13 protein-coding genes and 1 tRNA gene are annotated in these 18,673 nt (G+C 41.6%); 1 reads left to right on the top strand and 13 read right to left on the bottom strand.

What is annotated here, in order from left to right; genetic code table 11:
- Positions 1-50: 50 nt before the first annotated feature.
- From IPM44_00770 to IPM44_00735, 8 genes are all read right to left on the bottom strand, one after another.
- Positions 51-761: a glutamine amidotransferase gene (locus IPM44_00770; GenBank protein QQS27098.1), complete on the bottom strand. Its 711-nt coding sequence runs from the start codon at positions 759-761 to the stop codon at positions 51-53.
- Positions 758-2,113 (bottom strand): DUF1727 domain-containing protein, encoded by a 1,356-nt coding sequence (locus tag IPM44_00765; GenBank protein ID QQS27097.1) that lies wholly within the window; start codon positions 2,111-2,113, stop codon positions 758-760. The genes IPM44_00770 and IPM44_00765 overlap by 4 nt, the downstream gene beginning before the upstream one ends.
- A gap of 17 nt (positions 2,114-2,130) precedes the next feature.
- The gene (gene miaA / locus IPM44_00760; protein QQS27096.1) at positions 2,131-3,027 is read right to left on the bottom strand and encodes a tRNA (adenosine(37)-N6)-dimethylallyltransferase MiaA; all 897 of its coding nucleotides are present in this window, start codon (positions 3,025-3,027) and stop codon (positions 2,131-2,133) included.
- Positions 2,993-4,795, bottom strand: coding sequence for a threonine--tRNA ligase (gene thrS, locus IPM44_00755; protein ID QQS27095.1), 1,803 nt, complete (start codon positions 4,793-4,795; stop codon positions 2,993-2,995). The genes miaA and thrS overlap by 35 nt, the downstream gene beginning before the upstream one ends.
- 204 nt (positions 4,796-4,999) lie before the next feature.
- Positions 5,000-5,076, bottom strand: a tRNA-Val gene (locus IPM44_00750).
- A gap of 117 nt (positions 5,077-5,193) precedes the next feature.
- The gene (locus IPM44_00745) at positions 5,194-6,459 is read right to left on the bottom strand and encodes an ABC transporter permease (GenBank protein ID QQS27094.1); all 1,266 of its coding nucleotides are present in this window, start codon (positions 6,457-6,459) and stop codon (positions 5,194-5,196) included.
- On the bottom strand, positions 6,456-7,403 hold the full coding sequence (locus IPM44_00740; protein ID QQS27093.1) for an ABC transporter ATP-binding protein: 948 nt from the start codon (positions 7,401-7,403) through the stop codon (positions 6,456-6,458). Before IPM44_00740 ends, IPM44_00745 begins: the two co-directional genes overlap by 4 nt.
- 1 nt (position 7,404) lies before the next feature.
- Complete coding sequence (locus IPM44_00735; protein QQS27092.1) at positions 7,405-13,659, bottom strand: hypothetical protein; 6,255 nt, start codon at positions 13,657-13,659, stop codon at positions 7,405-7,407.
- A gap of 169 nt (positions 13,660-13,828) precedes the next feature.
- Between IPM44_00735 and nrdR the strand changes: the two genes are divergently transcribed.
- Positions 13,829-14,269: a transcriptional repressor NrdR gene (gene nrdR / locus IPM44_00730; protein ID QQS27091.1), complete on the top strand. Its 441-nt coding sequence runs from the start codon at positions 13,829-13,831 to the stop codon at positions 14,267-14,269.
- Positions 14,270-14,381: 112 nt separating this feature from the next.
- On the opposite strand, the gene IPM44_00725 is transcribed toward nrdR, so the two are convergent.
- The 5 genes from IPM44_00725 to IPM44_00705 form a co-directional block, all read right to left on the bottom strand.
- Positions 14,382-15,041, bottom strand: a complete 660-nt coding sequence (locus IPM44_00725; protein ID QQS27090.1) for a 50S ribosomal protein L25 — start codon at positions 15,039-15,041, stop codon at positions 14,382-14,384.
- A 58-nt stretch (positions 15,042-15,099) separates the two neighbouring features.
- On the bottom strand, positions 15,100-15,444 hold the full coding sequence (locus IPM44_00720; GenBank protein QQS27089.1) for a hypothetical protein: 345 nt from the start codon (positions 15,442-15,444) through the stop codon (positions 15,100-15,102).
- Between the two features lie 70 nt (positions 15,445-15,514).
- On the bottom strand, positions 15,515-16,567 hold the full coding sequence (locus tag IPM44_00715; GenBank protein QQS27088.1) for an undecaprenyl/decaprenyl-phosphate alpha-N-acetylglucosaminyl 1-phosphate transferase: 1,053 nt from the start codon (positions 16,565-16,567) through the stop codon (positions 15,515-15,517).
- Positions 16,564-18,255, bottom strand: a complete 1,692-nt coding sequence (locus tag IPM44_00710) for a hypothetical protein (GenBank protein QQS27087.1) — start codon at positions 18,253-18,255, stop codon at positions 16,564-16,566. The genes IPM44_00715 and IPM44_00710 overlap by 4 nt, the downstream gene beginning before the upstream one ends.
- Positions 18,239-18,625 (bottom strand): hypothetical protein, encoded by a 387-nt coding sequence (locus tag IPM44_00705; GenBank protein QQS27086.1) that lies wholly within the window; start codon positions 18,623-18,625, stop codon positions 18,239-18,241. The genes IPM44_00710 and IPM44_00705 overlap by 17 nt, the downstream gene beginning before the upstream one ends.
- Positions 18,626-18,673 lie beyond the last annotated feature (48 nt).

Genomic DNA, 18,673 nt, shown 5'->3' with positions numbered 1-18,673 from the left:
TTCTACTTTAATTAGATTGAACTGGTTTAGTTCTCAAATGAGTACATTTGCTATCGTCTAGTAGCAACTAACCTAGCCTGTATAACAAACTGATCCGGCAATTGAACTAATTCTTTATGCGAAACGCCTAGGGCATGAGCAATCAACCAGTCCGCTACTTGAGGGTTTTTCGGCAGTAGTGGGCCATGTAGATATGTACCAATCGCAGAGTTAGTAATAATCCCCTCTTTTTTATCTTCACCATTATTACCACTACCCTTATCTACCACCCCAAATGGCTCCGTATCGCCATCTAAAAAGGTTCTACCGGAATGATTCTCAAAACCAACAATAGACCCAAATCTATCACTCGTCAGTACGACATTACCAATTAACCGACCAGGTTGAGCTTGAGTTGTAATATTAAACACCCCAACACCTTCCAAATTCTCTCCAGTTGCCGTAATAAACTCTCGTCCAAGCAGTTGATAACCACCACATATTGCCAGTGTAGCCACTCCATCCTCTATCCACTCGCGCAATCTTGGCGCCTGCTTATGTAAATCATCCAGAATAAGACTCTGTCCACTATCCTGACCGCCTCCAAAAAATATAATATCAGGACGCCTTGATAACCTGGAGCCTGGATGGTGCTTGATAACGTCTACCTGACATCCGCGCCATTCTAAACGCTTCTGCAAGACACACACATTGCCCCAGTCACCATAAGTATTCATCTCGTATGGATATAGATATAAAATTGAGACTCTCTTTGCCGTCATGAACTGTGCTCCAGTTTAAGCGATAACTGCTTACGTATATCTAGTAGAGCTGTATAGGTCGGCAAAATATATATCGTTTCATCCCCTCCAACTTGCACCAGCTCCGAGATGGCTTGCATCGGATCTTCAATAACTCGACAATTCTTATCGGCATATTTTAGCCGCAATGCCATGTCGTATGCGCGCAAACCAGAAACAATAATTGGGCCATCCGTTGAAATGTCCTCAATGGACACATCCCACAGCCAGGATACATCCCGACCATCAGCAAAATTGTCATTAATTACAATTAATATTGGTGAGTTCGTGGGCTTAGTAAAGAATGATTGAATCACCTGATTAAAGCCGGTAGGATTTTTAACTAGTAAAAATGTGCATTGTCGCCCCTGATATGTGATTGATTCCTGCCTACCAAAAGCCCTGCTATTATTCTGCAATGCAGAAATTATTACATCATTACCTAGATTGCAAGCAAGTGCCACCGTAATTGCAGAGGCCAGATTATAGCCATTATATACCCCTAATAACGGGCTCTTCACAACCATCTTACTGGATTGATTTTTAAGCTTAAAAGTAACCACCTGCACTGAATCATGCAGGCCAATATCTTCAACCGATACATCTGGTGTAGGTCGTGAGAAGCTTCCATCCGTTGCCCTATATACTCCAACGTGACCAAAATATCGCCGACTATATTTCAGTGGCACACCAGTAATAGGGCTAAGTGGTATATCACTAGCGTGATCATGTTCTAAAGCTTTAATACCATTAGTATTCATACCAAAATAATGGACTTTTCTCTTCAGATCCAAGGCTAGACTAGCAACATGTGGATCATCAGCACACAGTACCAACTCAGCATTTGGCGCCAACTCAATTGCCTGGCGCAAAAGTCTCCGCGTAGTATCAACTTCACCATATCGATCCAACTGATCACGAAAAATATTTGAAACCACAATTATATCTGGATTAGTTGCCTGACAAACAGCCGACATGCTAGCCTCATCTACCTCCAGTAAAAGTACTGTATCGTCGCCCCTTCTAGTATCTGCAAGTAGGGCCGTTAATACTCCTCGAGTTAAGTTTGACCCAGATCTATTGTTAACAACCCTCAACCCGGCTAGCTTCATTACTTCAGCTATCAGCATAGTTGTAGTTGTCTTACCGTTCGTACCCGTTATTAAGATTGTCTTAGCATAGTGACGGTTACGCAAATAGTGCTGTAGCGGATTCCGACCAATCCGTTCTGCAACATATCCCGGCAAGGCAGTGCTTGACCTACCCAGAGCTCTCATCGTCCAGCCGGTAGCCTTACCTGCTCCAACCCCAATTGTGTTACGTAAACGCTTCATACTATTATTGTACCCTGTTATTTCGATAAGTAGGAGACTGCCATATCGATTGCCGTATTCTCGTCTCGCACCCAAGTTATCAATGAATTACGCCTAAACCAAGTACGCTGCTTCTTGGCTAATCTTTTTGTATCAGTAATAATTTGCCTCCGCATCGTATCTAAGTCTTGCTTACCAGTTAGATATTCAGCCACTGCCGAGTAACCAGTTGTTTGTAGTGTCGGACAGTCCTTACCATACTTTTTTATAAGGTTATCACATTCTTGAACAAATCCTTGGCCCAACATATTGTCCGTCCGCTTTTCAATTCTTATCTGTAGATTTTCTAAACCTGGGTCAATTCCAATAATCTTTACTTCATATTTTAATGACTCACGATCTGAGGTATTTGTAGGGCCTCTAAGTATAAGTTGCTGTAATCTCCTAGTATTTTTTACATCAATTGTGTTTATGGCGCCCGGATAAAGCTTTTTAGCTAACTGCATAAGTTCGTCATTACTATATTTTTCCCAGTCTTTTATGTCTCGAGCCTGATTACGAAATTTATAACCAAACAAAATTGCATCTATATATAAGCCACTTCCACCGACCAGAATTGCCGTTTTATTTCGTGCCCAAATATCGCGTAAGGCACCCTCTGCGCATATCACAAAATCAGCAACCGAATATTTTTCACCTGGTGAAACTAAATCTAGCCCATAATGAGGAATTCGAGACTGGTCTTCTGCCGTAGGCTTTGCTGTACCTATATCAAGCTCTTTATAAACCGTACGCGAATCAGCACATATAATCTCCGAAGGTATTATCTTAGCTAAATCTAGTGCTGCCTGCGTTTTACCAGAAGCCGTCGGACCAACAAAAGCAACTAACTTATTTTCGCTAGAGTTTGCGTTGTTCAATCTCACTTGTGACATTTTCTATAAATTCTTCAAATTGAATAACCCCAATATCACCTTCACCAAATTTTCGTACCGCTACTGTATTATCTTCAACTTCACGCTCACCAGCTATAATTATATACGGGACTTTCTTAATCTCTGCTAAGCGAATACGCTTACCTAGTGATTCATTTTCGGCACTTAACTCAGCTCGCACTCCTCTACCTTGTAGTTTTGTTGTAATATCATCAGCATAGCCTACAAACTTTTCTGATATTGGCAGTACCGCAACTTGCTGTGGTGCCAGCCAGGTTGGAAAACTACCACCAAAATGCTCTAGCAACAATACAATACTTCGCTCTAATGAACCCGCTATAGCACAATGAATCATTACGACAGTCTCTCTATTCCCACCTTCATCAATACTAGCCAAATCAAACCGTTCTGGCATATTAAAATCTAGCTGAATAGTTGAGGCTTGGAATTCTCGACCCAAAGCATCCGAGCCAATAAAGTCAATCTTAGGGCCATAAAATGCAGCCTCGCCTTCACCCAAAACATATTCTACTCCCTGCCCCACAATAACCGCCTTGAGCTGATCAACGGCAAACCTCCACTGCTTTTCGTCTCCCAAATAGGCCTTCATATTTTTTGGATCATGAGTTGACAGACGAACTCGTAAATCCACACCAAAAGTCTTCCAGTATCGCTCGATAACACTCCACACATTCAATACTTCCTGCTCAACCTGACTAGGGCGACAGAAGATATGTGCATCATCCTGGGTAATCGACCGAACACGAGAAAGACCATGTAATTCTCCGCTCTGCTCATCGCGATAAACCATAGTGGTCTCACGATAGCGAACCGGCATCTCTCGATAGCTACGAGGTTTTGAATCAAATATTTGAGTATGATGCGGGCAATTCATGGGTTTAATCGCAAACTCATGCCCATCGCGTGACTTAATCTTAAATAGCTCATCTTTAAATTTATTCCAATGACCACTCCGCTCATATAACTCTTTTTTGGTGATATGTGGAATTGTAACTTCCTCAAATCCATACTGAGTTCGAAGTTCTTGTATAAAATGATCTAGTTCATTACGCACAACCGTTCCACGCGGTGTCCACAATGGGAGTCCTGGTCCAACCAAATCTGAAAAGGTAAATAAATCTAGTTCACGTCCCAGCTTACGGTGATCTCGCTCTTTAGCTAACTCTAACATTGCCTTATAGCTGTCCAACTCGTCTTGTGAATCAAAAGCTATTCCATAGATACGCTGTAACTGATCCCGAGCTTCATCACCCCGCCAGTAAGCCCCAGCTAATCTGGTTAACTCAAATGCTTTAATCTGACCAGTTGAAGCAATATGAGGGCCTCGACACAAATCGACAAAATCACCAATCCTATATACCGACACTGTAGTGATTTTTACATTAGTATCATCTATACCAAGGTCTGAGGAATCTATATTTTTTATACTTGTCGTACCATACTGTTGTAAATCTTGCAATAATTCAACCTTATATTTCTGGTTGTGCTTTTTAAAGTATTCTAGAGCCTGTTGTAATGTCCACTCTTCTCTTTCAATTGGTAAGTCTTGCTCTATAATACTGCGCATTTCTTTTGTAATACGCTTCAATTCCTTATCTGATATTGCTTCTTCAGTGCATACATCGTAGTAGAAACCGTTATCAATAACTGGACCAACCCCAAACATAATACCTGGATATATCTTATATAATGCGGCAGCTAACACATGAGCTGAGCTGTGTCGCATGGCATGGATTTCGCTATTCATAACTAATTCTCTCCGATTAATATTAAAATACACCTATCTCGTTGCCTGGCCCCAAGTTATTGGGGGGTTCCACCAGGCTTATTCACTATCGAGATAAGGTGAATCACTGTTTTGCTACGTGTTACGCCCGCAGCTACGGGACTAATAGTTGGTTAAGCTACATACGCCCTATTCATTATATAAGTTAAGTATAATCTATTTCTATGGTGGGTCCTAGGGGACTCGAACCTCTGACCTCTTCCACGTCAAGGAAGCGCTCTAGCCAACTGAGCTAAGGACCCTTAACACTATTCTAAAGAGCGCAGATATCATACCGCAATAAATTACTTCATGCAATATTGCTAACAGAAAATACTATTAATAATTAAATTTATAAAATTAGTTTAGAGCCAATCGATCTACTCATGCCGTAATGCATCTATCGGACTAATACGTGAAGCCCTGTGCGCAGGATATGCTACTACTAGCAATCCCACGATAGTAGTAAAGACCAGAATAACCAAAATTAACCATATTGGTATATAGAATACTGAAAAAGTTTCTGATACCCCTCTAGATCTAGCAAGGCTAAATAAAGCCGTATTAATTAATCCGCCTAATCCCCACGATGCCATAATGCCAAATGATGCGCCCATAAATGATAATGCTAATGCCTCAATAATGAATAATCTCCGCACATCTTTTCGGCGAGCCCCTAAAGAAACTAACAATCCGATTTCTTTGGTACGCTCTAAAAGCGAGATAGTGAGCGTATTAAACATCCCCAATACGGCAATCACCATACCAATACCACCAAATCCGGCTAAGAGAATATTCAGGATAGTAAATACTTGATTAATTTGATCTAAAGTATCAACTGGTGAAGCGGTGATAAATCCAAGGCCCTCGATTTGTTTTCGTACCATTGCAACATCTTCTTTTGTTTCGACAACCACCTTTACTTGATTATAGTCCTGAAAACCAGAACTCAAAAGTAGCGTATCTGTTGTAAATACCTCAGCACCAGACCCAGAATCAACCACCCCCACAACAGTCATAATTCTTTCAAAATCATCTTTGACCTCATTATTACCGCTGGCTTCTTGACGCTTCTCTTTTGGTATAACTAGCTTGATCTTCTGATTCATAATTTTAGAGCTATCTGAAATACCAATGGTCTTTAAAAGCGATGTGTTAACTACTACTTGATCATCAGATTCCAAGGCAATCTTCTTGCCTTCAACTAACTTAAATGAACTCAGATCAAAATAATTTTGGTCAGATCCGTTTATGACACTATCTGTATTTGAACTCTGAAATACCACTTTACCCGCAAATGAGAAGGTTGGTGCCACACTATCAACTTTAGGATACTTAATGAATTTATTAACTGCATCTTTATTGAGCTTAATGGTTTTTGGTTTAGGTGAAGAAACATCAATTGCTTTAACCGACTTAGAACCTACAATCTCATTTGTCACAACCTGCTGTAGCCCCAGTCCAAGTGAAACCAAGAATACAATTGCACCAATCCCAATAACAACACCCAGTACCGTTAAAAAGGTACGTAACTTTTTAAATAGTAAATTTCTATAAGCCATCGATAGCAAAATACGCATACGAATATACTTTGTTTTGTTTTTCTTTTTAGGGCTATTCAGCTGGTTATGATGCTCTAAGTTCATGATTTATGTCCTTTTTTCTTAGACACACCATCAACTAATCCTTTTTTTGACTGTAATTTTTCTTCATTCACCTTAGATATTTTTGAGCCCGATTCATTCGAATCCACTTCATCTGCATCTCCTCCGGCCAATTGATTTTGCATTTCAGCAATAGTCATATTGCTTTTAGCTGGTCCACCCTTCTGCGTAAAACTCTCCTGGAGGCGTTTTATTCTTTCTTTCTTTTGTTTTGGAGTAAGGCCATATATACCGGCATCTTCTACAACAGTACCATCTTTAATCTGAACTCGATGAGTGCTTAAGGATAGATATTCTAAATTATGTGTTACTAAAATAATTGTTTTATGAAGCTTATGGTTGAGATCTGATAACAAGTTCATAATCATATCACCATTTTTAGTATCCAGGTTACCAGTTGGCTCATCGGCTACTATCAGCTCAGGATTAGCTACGATAGCCCGAGCCATCGAAACACGTTGCTGTTGACCGCCTGACAATACCGTTGGGCGCTTCTTGGTGAAATCCGCCATTCCTACCATTGTTAAGCTGTCCAACGCTACCGATATTGCTTGTCGTTTTGAATATCCCGCAAGAAATAAAGGCATGCAAACATTTTCAAGCACAGTAAGACTATTTACCCAATAATTTGTTTGATATACCATCCCTAACGTACGAGCCCGAAAATTAGCCCGTTGATCTGAATTTAGACTGTATAAATCTTGACCTTCAATTACCACTCGTCCTGCAGTCGGTGGTTCAAGCCCAACCATAGTATTTAGTAGAGTAGACTTACCAGAACCAGATGGCCCATAAATAATTGAGAAGGATTCTTTAGGAATACTAAAACTTACACTCTTTAATGCGTGAACCGTCTCTGTGCTCAAGACAAACTTCTTATCAACTTGCTCAAGGCTAATCAGTGCTTGTGGTGTTTGAATTGCCATATTAACTTTCCTTACCCAAAAAACCAAACATCTTCTGTAAAGTATTAAAGATAATGGATAGTACAGAGTCAGAAGCACGCCCCACTATTGTAGACTGGGGGTCAGATTTAACCTGATTACCCGACCTATCCTTTGATAGCGCCTGTACATTGTAAACCTTTGCTGTTGATAGATCCGAGACAATAACAATGTGCTCAGTGGTTAAAATAGCATCTTCAGTTGTCATACTGGAGAATGATGCAGTGCTAGCACCCTCTCCAAAAGCAACTTGACTGGTTGAGGGCTCATCCGTCTTCCAGGTTATTACTAATTGACCACGAGCCTCGCTACCCACTCCACGAATTGTAGTTTCTACACTTACATCAGACACTTTTGGTGGCCTAGTGTCTAATGCTGTCTTAAAAACCTGACGCTCACTTGTCGCAAGATTACCACCATCATCTCGCGACTGGACTATTAGTGAATACTGACTATCATCCTGCAAGTCACGCATTACTACTTCATGCTCTGTAACCAATTGTGAATCACTAATCTCTTGAGTCACTCCGCCTGTACGACCGTACACTACCTGAGAAGTGGTAGGCACATTAGTTATCCAACCAACACGCTGGGTGCTTGTTGGCTCGCCTTCTACAGGTTGAAGCGTAACATTTGATATCTTTGGCCTTTGTGGTGTTGTAAAAGTTAGAACACTACCCTCATATTCATTGCCTTCACTATCTACACTGTTAACTTTGTAAAAATATTTTACCCCATCCGATAGATCTGCTAAATCAACAGTATAACTAGATTCAGCCGTGGATGTATTAACCAACTTTAGGCCACCAAACCCTTCACTTTGGCCATAATAAATCTTAGCCTGTGTGGCTTGTCGCACTGAAAACTGAATCGTAGCAGAGCTTAAACCGATCCTAGTTGCTTGTACCTCTTTAACTATTGGAGCTGGAGAGGTCGTAAACGACAGCTCTGAACTCATACCTGTATTACCATCCTCATCGGTCCATTTAGCAACATAATAATACGTCGTACCAGCTTGGAGATTTGTTAAGTCAATCATATGACTGGTAACTTGATCGGAGTTAGCGAGCTCAGAAGGACTATACTCACCAGTTTTGGTACCGATTGCAATTTTTGAATCACTTGGTCTATCCGTGGACCAATCAATACTAGCCCTACGTGTTGTAATATTAGCTACACTAGGGTCTGTTGTAAGATTAGCTGGTGAGGTAAATTTACCCGTTGGGATCATTGAAACTGATGAGCTCTCAGCGCCACAATTATTAGTAGAGTCACATGCCTTTACACGATAATAATATTCAACCTGGGAAAGTCCCGCATCAATATACGTTGTACTCGTACTGGATCCAATATAAACAAATGTGGCATTATTTGTTGACCGGTAGATCTTATATGAAGCAACACCTGAACCAATATTGGTCGGTGGATCCCAGGTGAGAGCAAGGCGCCAATTGCTCGTCGACTTAATAGAAACATCGACTATATCTGAGTTTAGTGGGATACCCGGAGCAACAGTATTAGCAGTAAAAGTCACCTGTGAATATGTTGTGTAATTTATATTGTTTGATTCATCTTTAGCGACTACATAGAAAATATTTGCACCAGGTTGAGTCGCATAGGCATTCGATCCAAGAGACGTGATACCTGGTGGTGTAAATGTACAATTACTTGCATTTGGTACCGTATTAATCGTATAGCAATAAGTTAGGTTATTCTCGTCCCCTACAAAAGTTGTGGGTGCATCCCAGCTAAAAGCAAAAGCATTGGCCGTATTAGTACTCGGGCTCGCAGTAACATTTTGAGGCTGCGATGGTGCACCATTTGTATTTATCTTTAAATCCGCTGTAACAAAGCTTGTCGTATAATTACCGGCATTATCCCATGTCCTAAATTCAAAAGTATTAATTCCATCAACAAGCACATTAAAATCTATTGGATCAACTGTCGCATAATTACCATCATTTGATAGTAGATCAGTAGCATCCTGACTACCATTATGGTTATCTCCATACCAAGTGCCGCCATTAATGCGATATTGTAGGCCGGCTACACCCGAGTTAGTATCTTGGGCCGCAGTCCCACCAGAACTCGGCCAAGTCAATGTTGCCTGTTTAGTGTTAATAAAGCCAGATGGAGCAGTTATATAGCCCGGATTTGCAGGATTGGTATTGTCAAACCTAAATTGGAACTGTTCAGTGGTACTATAAACATTACCTGCATTATCTATTGCCTTAATACTTAGATAATATGGGGAGCTTGATGATGTTAGGGGTGTTGCTAGATAGCCAGCAGTTGCTAGATCAATTGATGTAGTAGTCACAACAAATTGACAATTGCCACCCGTGTTAGCTGGGCTAGTACCTAAGATCCCCTTTGTTGTAATTGGATTATCTGAAGGTGTCTGACTCAAGCTTAAACAGTACCCTTTAATCCCGGATTTTGCGTCATTGGCTGCCGTCCAGCTAAAATATGGCGCTGAGCCATTAGTCCAGCCATTACTGATTACCGCAGGACCACCGTTTGATTTCTGCATCTGAATAGATGATGCATTTACACTAGGATCATCACTATCTGAAACCGAAGATAATGATATATCACCAACCGAAACTTGCTGATTGCCGTTCCCCTGCAAAACTGCCTGCCATTTAATACCCGAAAAGCTCACTGGAAATGAATCAATATTTGTATCAATTACAGATATAGCATTCACCTGAGTGACCGACGCTGAATTTGCCCAACTCGAACCATCCCAATACTTCCAGCTCACTCCATCATCATCACTCAGTCGATAAGCAATGGTTCCACCGGCTGGATTTTCTGTAGCCATAAGCGAATCCCAATTCCAAACACCATTTTTACGTATAGCATCTGTTAGCTCTACTGTAACCACACTGCTCGTATAGGGACTTGTAGTAAATGAATTTCTATTAATATTTGAAATACGGACTTCATCTAAAGTTCCTTCAAAAAACCCTTGTGAGCGACCGTTGTCAAAACCACCATAAGATTTACCAAGCAAAAGTGGCAAATTGCCATCCGGCATGGTAACTGTTTTAGTAGCTGTACCAACACTGGTGCCGTCTATCAAAAGCTCCATAGTGGTACCGTTATAGCGAGCTGCCACGTGGTGCCAACTAGTATCTTGGCTGGTGGTCGAAGATTGTAAATAGCCGTTATCTCCATATGACCAGACCATAGCATCGCTATTTGCGCTGTTGCCAGTACCTACATACAGCTTTCCACGATAAACAATCATTGCCGAGACTTCTTCGACAACAGAATCTATCCAGCCGTTATTTGTACCGTCACCACCAACTTGCGACCAGGCAGATCCGTTAAACCGCCAAACTTCTCCGTCACCAGTACTCAGTCCGAGCCCAGCATATAAATCACCGTTATAAACCGCTAAAGATTTTACCCTATCATAATTGCTCGCATCCAACCAGCCCAAATTATCAGACCCATTACTATCACCACCGATTTTAGCCCAGGTTGGTGAACCTCCGTCGCAATCCGTACATGACCACACCTCTGCGTCATTATTTGGAGCTCCAACTCCACTAGATCCAAGTCCAGCAATGATCTTGTCATTCCAAACAACTAAGTTTGGCACATCTTCATACTGGCTATTTGCCCAACTAGAGTTAATGGCATCTCCGCCAACTTTTGTCCAGTTTGTGCCAGCACCGCTGTAACGCCAAACTTCTGCAAGCCCAGTAGTATAATTACCCAGGCCCACATATAAAGATCCTTTATATGTAACCATTGAGCTAACCGCAGAATGTGGCGTTGTGCCCCAATTGCCAGTTGCTGTTCCACCGATTGCTGCACCACCCCAATTTGGACTTGCTCCATCACATCCATTACAAACCCAAACTTCTCCGTCACCAGAACTTGCACCTAGCCCAGCATAAAGTTTGTCGTTCGCAACCCCTAAAGACAACACCTGCTCATAGTTATTGCCCCATGCACTACCAACCGATGGATTACCATCGGCTACTTTAGTCCAACCAGGGTTATCATAACGCCAAACTTCTGCCTCACCAACTGTACTTCCCAAGCCCACATATAGTTTATTTTTATAATTGGTCATCGACCAGACCGCCTCGTAAGTATCCGGACTCCAGCTTGAATTTATACCTTGACCCCCAACCATAGTCCAATTTCCAGAAGATGGATCTTGTTCCCATACCGTTGCATTTCCAGCAACCGTGCTGCCCGTACCAACATACAATTTTCCACCAGCCGTTGACGATGATTCAATACTTTGTAAATTATATTGACCCCAACTTTTATTAACGTATTTACCGCCGATACGTATACCGCCCCAGTTAGGTGAACTATCACAGTTAGAGCACTTCCACATATATGCTTCTGTGGTATTTTGCAGGCCTGCATAAACAGTTGTGCCATCCACTAAAACTGACCTTGCATATTGATGAGTAGAGCTCCAACCGCTATTAAGATTATCGCCACCAACTTTTGTCCAAGACCCATCATAACGCCAAACTTCATCGTCTCCAGTTGAGCCACCGACCCCCACATACAATGTACTGCCATTGTTCGAGATACTATAAACCCCGAGTTTAGTCGAACCAAAAGTAGCATTAGTACCAAGTCTTGTCCAGCCAGTACCAGTTGGCGTGCAATTAACCGTCACATCACACGACCAGACTTCAGTGTCTGCATTAGCTGTAACACCGGTGCCAACATAGATAGTATTACCATTGGATGCAAGTGTAAGCACATATTCGGCAGCCGACCCCCAACTCTGACCTCCAGATCCACTCCCGTCACCACCCAGTTTAACCCACGTAGCCGATCCTGGAGTAGAACAATTAGCCGTACACTGCCAAACTTCGCCATCACCCGCACTTGCTCCTAACCCAACCACTGGATTGCCTCCAACCAACGTCATTGCATATACAATTTCATAGTTAGCTGGCCAACCACGAGCAGTTCCATTAAAGCCACCTAATCGGCTTCCGCCCCAATTAGGATTATTTTCACAATCATTACATACCCACGCTTGAGCTGCGTTACCACCGCTGCCAAGTCCTGCCCAAACGGTGGAGCCATTTACGGCTAATGAATATACACCGTTAAAAGAGTTACCTGGCCAACTTGAATTGATGCCATCACCACCTATTTTTAACCACGAACCGCTTTTAAAACGCCAAACATCTCCGTCGTTAGTCCCAGTGCCTAGACCTGCATACAAAGTGTCTGTACCATTTGTTGCCAACGACAAAACAGATTCATATGCATTGGTGCTTATTTCGTTATTCCAACTGGAGTTGATGCCATCTCCAGCAACCTGACTCCAGTCATTGGTTAAAGTATCATACTCCCATATTTCTGCATCATTCGTGCTTCCACCCAAAGCTGCATAAATTTTATCGCCCATCTTAACGGTTGCTTGTGCATTTTGTTTGCCGTTTTGATCCCAACTCTTCTTTATTTTTGCACCGTTATTATTTAACATGTCGTACCCAGCTTGCTGAGTCCAAGAGTTTGCCCCACTATTTTCGAGCTCATAAGTTACTCGACCTGTCTCGCTATCATAATAAAGTTGATAACTACCTTTATCCAGTATGGTTTGTCGATATTGCGACGAACCAGCACTAAATGGGTTAGAGAATTTTACCCAACTTTCCAGCGTATTATTTCCAGTTATGGAGAGTGAGGCCGAATCATTCGCGCTAGCATACTGACTGGTGCCGTTAAAATTAATAGCATTTACTAAATTACCTACCGACCAAGTTGGAGAACCTACCAAAGTAGCTGTATTGCCGTTTGCCGAACTATCAGCCATGGTTGATCCACTATTTTCATCACTATGCCACAAACCCACTGTATTTCCGTCGCTAGCGTAGTTCTGGGCTTTCAAGCGAACCACCCCATTACTTACTTCAATCAGGTTAGAATCTGATAGCGTAAGGCCGGTATCATTCGAAAAATCCCAAACATCATTAAGGTCTCCAGCCTTTGCCATCTGAAAAATACTAAAGGATACAATTAAAGCAATCAGATAAGCACCCAACACCGCCCCATGCACCTTCTTGTGATGAGGATGCTTGTGCCACTTCTCATACCAGCCAAATTTTTTAGATAGCTTCTGATGAACTGGAATAATTGTGCGACTTCGCGTAGAAGATGCCGCAACATAGCACCTGCCAGGTGTAGCTAAGACTTTTTTTGAGGCTTGCCCCAGATGTTCAATTGTATTTTTCTTCATAAAATTCTTGGTAACAGCCTCTTGTAAGAGCACCATAAAACTACTTGTGCTTATTATACCTGATATCACCTATCGACAGCTCTTTACTAATTCAAGAAATCCTAGTTATCCACAACTTTTTTTAGTTATCCACTTGCCCTAACCACCAGAGATATGACAATATATAGACATGATTTGCATGAAATGCAGGTCACCCCACAGTGAGGTGGTAAACACGCGCTCGACACGAGGTGGTAGCCAGATATGGCGCAGACGTCGATGTGCGGACTGTGGCAAGGTCATAACGACTTACGAGCGGCAAGATTTATCATTCATTCAGGTGGTGAGCAGCAGTAAAACCTCCCCCTATCGCCGCTCGGTTTTATTTATTTCAATTCTCCGAGTACTCGATGCCGAACATCTTACTGATATAGATGTTGATAATCTTGTGGATACTATCGAGCAAAAGATTATTATTCGTGGACAAGATGAAATTGAAGCCGACCTTATTCGTCGCCTTTGCTTAGAGACTCTTAAGTCAATCGATATGAACGCCTTTATGCGCTATATGGCCCTTCATATGAATTTTCGTAATAAATCAGATTTGAAGGCGGAGATTAAAAAATATTAATATACACATAACTCATGTTATAGCATAAGTTATGTGTATATTAATAAGTATCTATATAACTAAAAAAGACCCCAGTACGGGGTCTTTTTATAGAGTTGAGGCTCTTTTATGTTTATTCTGCCGTTTGCTCTTCCACACTATCTGCACTGTCAGCTTCAGCATCTTCAGGCGCTACTTCTTCACCCATTTCGGCATCTAGCTCAGCCATCTCTTCTTCGGAGCGCGGTGATTCAATCTTACACACCATTTCATGCCCATCTGTCAAAATAGTCACTTTATCTGGAGCCTTAAGATCGGCTACGCTTAAACTACTTTCTAACTCTTCGAGTACTGATACATCTATCTCGATGGCACTTGGTAAATTAGCCGGCAAAGCCTCCACTTCAACCTCTTCCAATGCCTGTACAAGCGAACCACCTAAGTTAAAGGCACCTGGAGCATCGCCAACCAGCCGTAATGGTACTTCCGTCCGAATTAGTTCATCCATCTTTACCTGATAAAAATCAACGTGGATGGGACGCCCCAAATGATTAGTCTGGACATCATGAATTAAGACATTAACTGGCTTAGCCTCCCCAACCGACAATTCAATCAATCCTGAATGACCGGCTTGATGATATATCTTACTAAAAACTAGCCCATCAACAGCAATCGACTGGCTCTCTTGACTGCGGCCGTAGACTACCCCTGGTACTTGACCTGTAGCACGAACCTGCTTAGCCTTTTTGCCAAGATCCGTTCGACTATCTACTTGAAGCTTTATAATATCCATATTTTCTCCTTAACTTTCTCGCTTGAATAAGAGTACCACTTAATCTACTGACTAAAACTTAATCCTGTGAGTTCAAAAAGCTATAAAAATCAGCTATTTCAGATGCCGTGATAGCGCCTCGCTGCTGAAACTGTGCCCTCTCACGACGTGAAGTGTCCATACCTAGTGAAGACTTTCCAACCTTACGACGATTACGCTTATTTTTAGAATTGACTGTATGCCCCATTAGGACAGTCGCCAAAACTGGCAAAGAACACTTTTGGCAATTTAGCTGCATAAAACAATGCTGATCTACCTTGCCAAGAAACCTGATATCATCTGCCTGATATTCAGCACTGCACGAAGGGCAGTGATAAAACACACGCAAGTTATTAATCAGTTCATTTAATGCCTTTGGATTCAATGGTACTCCCTCTTCGCCCCTTATTCTACTTAAAATAACCCCAATTAGTCAATCTGTTACCAGATATACCCTACGCTTTATGGCGCTTACGAGTTAACGTAAATGTTATCATCAGTAGCGCTACTACAAAAATTAAGACAATAAGTGCCAATAATTTTTCTAGGCCACTGCCCAATAATGCGAATAAACCAAAGGCTAATGAAAGTGCATAGATTAAGAGTACCGCTTGACGTTGACTAAGCCCCGCGTCTAATAATATGTAGTGAAAATGACCACGATCCGCTGAAAAAGGTGATTTACCATGAGCTAAGCGTCGCACTACAGACCAAAGCGCATCAATGACCGGCACTCCAAGCACCAAAAGTGCTGTAGCTAACTTAGCCCCCGAGATAATCGCCAGACTACCCAGCATCATACCTAGAAAATACGCCCCACTGTCTCCAAGAAAAATCTTAGCAGGATAAAAATTATATCGTAAGAAGCCCAAGCAAGCACCGAGCAAAATCAATGCCATCACGGCAGTTGCTGGCTGATCAATCCGAGGGTTTATCGAAACTAAGAACAAAATAAGTGCTGCAATCCCTCCAACTCCTGTAGCTAGACCGTCTAGGCCATCTAAAAAGTTCATAGTATTTGTCATTCCAACCATCCAAACCAGACTAAACATTACTGAAATAATCGGTATGGCTACATTGCCTATCTCGACTATGGTCTTACCTAAATCAAACTGCTGCCCTAGTGGATTAGAGATTACCTCAACCCCTACTCCAAACATAAAAATCGCAATCAAAGATGCTGTAATTTGAGCAACAAGCTTAACCCAAGGGCTAAGACGCCTAACATCATCTATAAGACCAACAACAAAAACTACTACACTCGCCAGCAATGCACCCCAGTAAGCTGCCGTTGGCGAACCAGGAGTAAATATTAAGCTCAACACTACAAAGATACCAGCAATTACAATCCCACCTGCACGTGGCATTATTCTCTCGTGGATCTTGCGAGTAGCCTCACTAGGGTTATCAACTGCACCAATACGTATCGCCAGCCTAATTACCAAAGGTGTAAGAACAAGGGCAGAAAAAAGACTCAGTAAAAACACAACTATATAAGTCCAAGTCATTCTTTAACCGCCTTTTCGGTAACACGAAAGCCAAGATACTTACCAAGCATCAAGCGTGTTTGCGCATCAATTGCAGCCAAAGCTCCAAACCCAAGCGCCACGATTGGTAGCAGTGCCCACTGTAAGATCATGAATAAACCGTGAATTTTTTTCTTACTCTTAGGTCTCTGCGGTAGTGAAATAATTGAAAGCCAGATAGTAAGGAATAAGCCAACCATGGCAATTGTCATAATCTGCGAGGCAATAATTGGCAACTGATGCGCTAATACGCTGTATTTAAAGCTGGCATTCAAAAATAGTGGCATCCAAGCAACGAAGGTTAATATTAATGGAGCGGTTGCCCAGGAGAAGTGCCCTTCAAAAAGGCGCCAAAAATGAACAGTCCGTGAGCTTTTTGGTATTTTAGGGTGTCGCATATTTTGAATGGCCACATATGGTACGTCCGACACTCCATAAGCCCAACGCCTCATCTGTAAGTATTGATTTTTAAAAGTCTTAAAATAACCCGATGCCAATGTTGCATCCTGATAAATTGGAGCATATATTGGCTCAACTCGATATTGTCCATTATAACGATAGTAACTCCGCCAATATTGATGCCCATCTTCCACCACCGACCAAGTTGCCCAAAAGTCCGTATCTACAAGTGCCTCCAAGGGCTGTGAATGGCTGGCGAAATTACGCAAAAGATGTGGGCGCACCGAATTGATTATTACCCAGAAAGAATTACCAGTTGCAATCACTCTCATTGGTGCTGGTACATGCCAAATATTATTAAAGAACATTGGAATTGGTTGATATGAATAATGCTTAGGTGTTTCCGATGTGACAAATGAATAAGTAAGATGATTAAAATATTCTGGATCAGGACGATGATCTGCATCTAGTGTTGTAATAACTACACTCTTTATATTGATTTTATCTTTTCTTATAGCTTTTAAGACCTGTCGTCCAGCATAGGTAATGTTAGCCCCCTTACCCTTTTCTTCACCAACAATACCATCTGGATGTTCAAAGCTCATGAGTCGGGCAAATTTACCATCAAATTCTTGTTTTAAAGTCGCAATACGCTCACGATCCACATCACCACCCCGTTCTTCGTGTGCAATAACCAACCAAATCTTACTTAAATCATAATTAACCTGAGCAAGCGCCTCAAGTGACGGCCTTAATGTTTCTAATGTTTCATTATACGTTGCTAAAATTACTACATGTATAACATCTGAAGGCTTTATTGTCTTTTGAAATACTCCCGTATTGCGTAGATTATCCAGCTCTACCTGAAGCTGTTGTAGTTTCTCATGTTTTCGTCTACCTACTCGAGAAAAATACCAGAAAAAACTCTGTTCTCGCTTACCTTCAACAATGGCCTGCTCCACCTCCTGAACTCCACCTCCATCCATCATAGTTTCCAGGTGCTTTAATCGTGCCACCCAATCTAGCTGAGTAGCAATTCGTAGCCTCCTATGCCCCACCAATAAAGCTGAGCTCATACGAAATGATTTCATCAACCAAAAAAGATCAAAGGCAATAATAAAGTATGCAACCACCACGGGGGCATAAATCGAAAGAACGATTGGTAAAAAAATGGTTATCCATGTTGCCAAGCCTGGTAATATTTCAAAAATCCGTACCAACCTATGCGATACTTCTATGTTAGACCCAGAAAGACTATTGACCCGAGCCATAGCTCACTCCAATAAAATAAGCTGTAGTCTGAAATACCAACAACACCATAACCAATGTTGCCACCATCATCACTACACTTGTAATACGGCTACGTTTATATACTATTTGGGCTAAATAAACATTTATTAACGTCACGAGCCAACTTGTAGCTGGCATTAAATAAAAAGTGGTCCAGCCCCCAAGCTTATCAAAATTTACAAAGCTAGTAAACCTGATAGGAACCGGCGAATTTACCTGTCTAACTTGATATATAACCATAATAGTCATTGCAAGATTTAATAATACTAATAGTACAACCATGGCAACTAGCCAGTTATTCTGCCAGAACTCACCCTTGAGGAGTTGCTTCTTTTGTAATTCACGCACCATAAATATACTTTGTAGTATACCAATCCTACCTAAAGAAAACGACCTTTA

It is taken from the genome of bacterium (assembly GCA_016700035.1).
Taxonomy (GTDB): domain Bacteria; phylum Patescibacteriota; class Saccharimonadia; order CAILAD01.
The sequence above is the reverse complement of the archived record's forward strand: the minus strand, read 5'-3'. Positions and strand labels throughout refer to the sequence as shown.

What these genes read in the sequence shown, in the direction of transcription:
- IPM44_00770 (QQS27098.1), bottom strand. Translation starts at nt 761, where the DNA reads ATGACGGCAAAGAGAGTCTCAATTTTATATCTATATCCATACGAGATG.
- IPM44_00765 (QQS27097.1), bottom strand. Translation starts at nt 2,113, where the DNA reads ATGAAGCGTTTACGTAACACAATTGGGGTTGGAGCAGGTAAGGCTACC.
- miaA (QQS27096.1), bottom strand. Translation starts at nt 3,027, where the DNA reads ATGTCACAAGTGAGATTGAACAACGCAAACTCTAGCGAAAATAAGTTA.
- thrS (QQS27095.1), bottom strand. Translation starts at nt 4,795, where the DNA reads ATGAATAGCGAAATCCATGCCATGCGACACAGCTCAGCTCATGTGTTA.
- IPM44_00745 (QQS27094.1), bottom strand. Translation starts at nt 6,459, where the DNA reads ATGAACTTAGAGCATCATAACCAGCTGAATAGCCCTAAAAAGAAAAAC.
- IPM44_00740 (QQS27093.1), bottom strand. Translation starts at nt 7,403, where the DNA reads ATGGCAATTCAAACACCACAAGCACTGATTAGCCTTGAGCAAGTTGAT.
- IPM44_00735 (QQS27092.1), bottom strand. Translation starts at nt 13,659, where the DNA reads ATGAAGAAAAATACAATTGAACATCTGGGGCAAGCCTCAAAAAAAGTC.
- nrdR (QQS27091.1), top strand. Translation starts at nt 13,829, where the DNA reads ATGATTTGCATGAAATGCAGGTCACCCCACAGTGAGGTGGTAAACACG.
- IPM44_00725 (QQS27090.1), bottom strand. Translation starts at nt 15,041, where the DNA reads ATGGATATTATAAAGCTTCAAGTAGATAGTCGAACGGATCTTGGCAAA.
- IPM44_00715 (QQS27088.1), bottom strand. Translation starts at nt 16,567, where the DNA reads ATGACTTGGACTTATATAGTTGTGTTTTTACTGAGTCTTTTTTCTGCC.
- IPM44_00710 (QQS27087.1), bottom strand. Translation starts at nt 18,255, where the DNA reads ATGGCTCGGGTCAATAGTCTTTCTGGGTCTAACATAGAAGTATCGCAT.
- IPM44_00705 (QQS27086.1), bottom strand. Translation starts at nt 18,625, where the DNA reads ATGGTGCGTGAATTACAAAAGAAGCAACTCCTCAAGGGTGAGTTCTGG.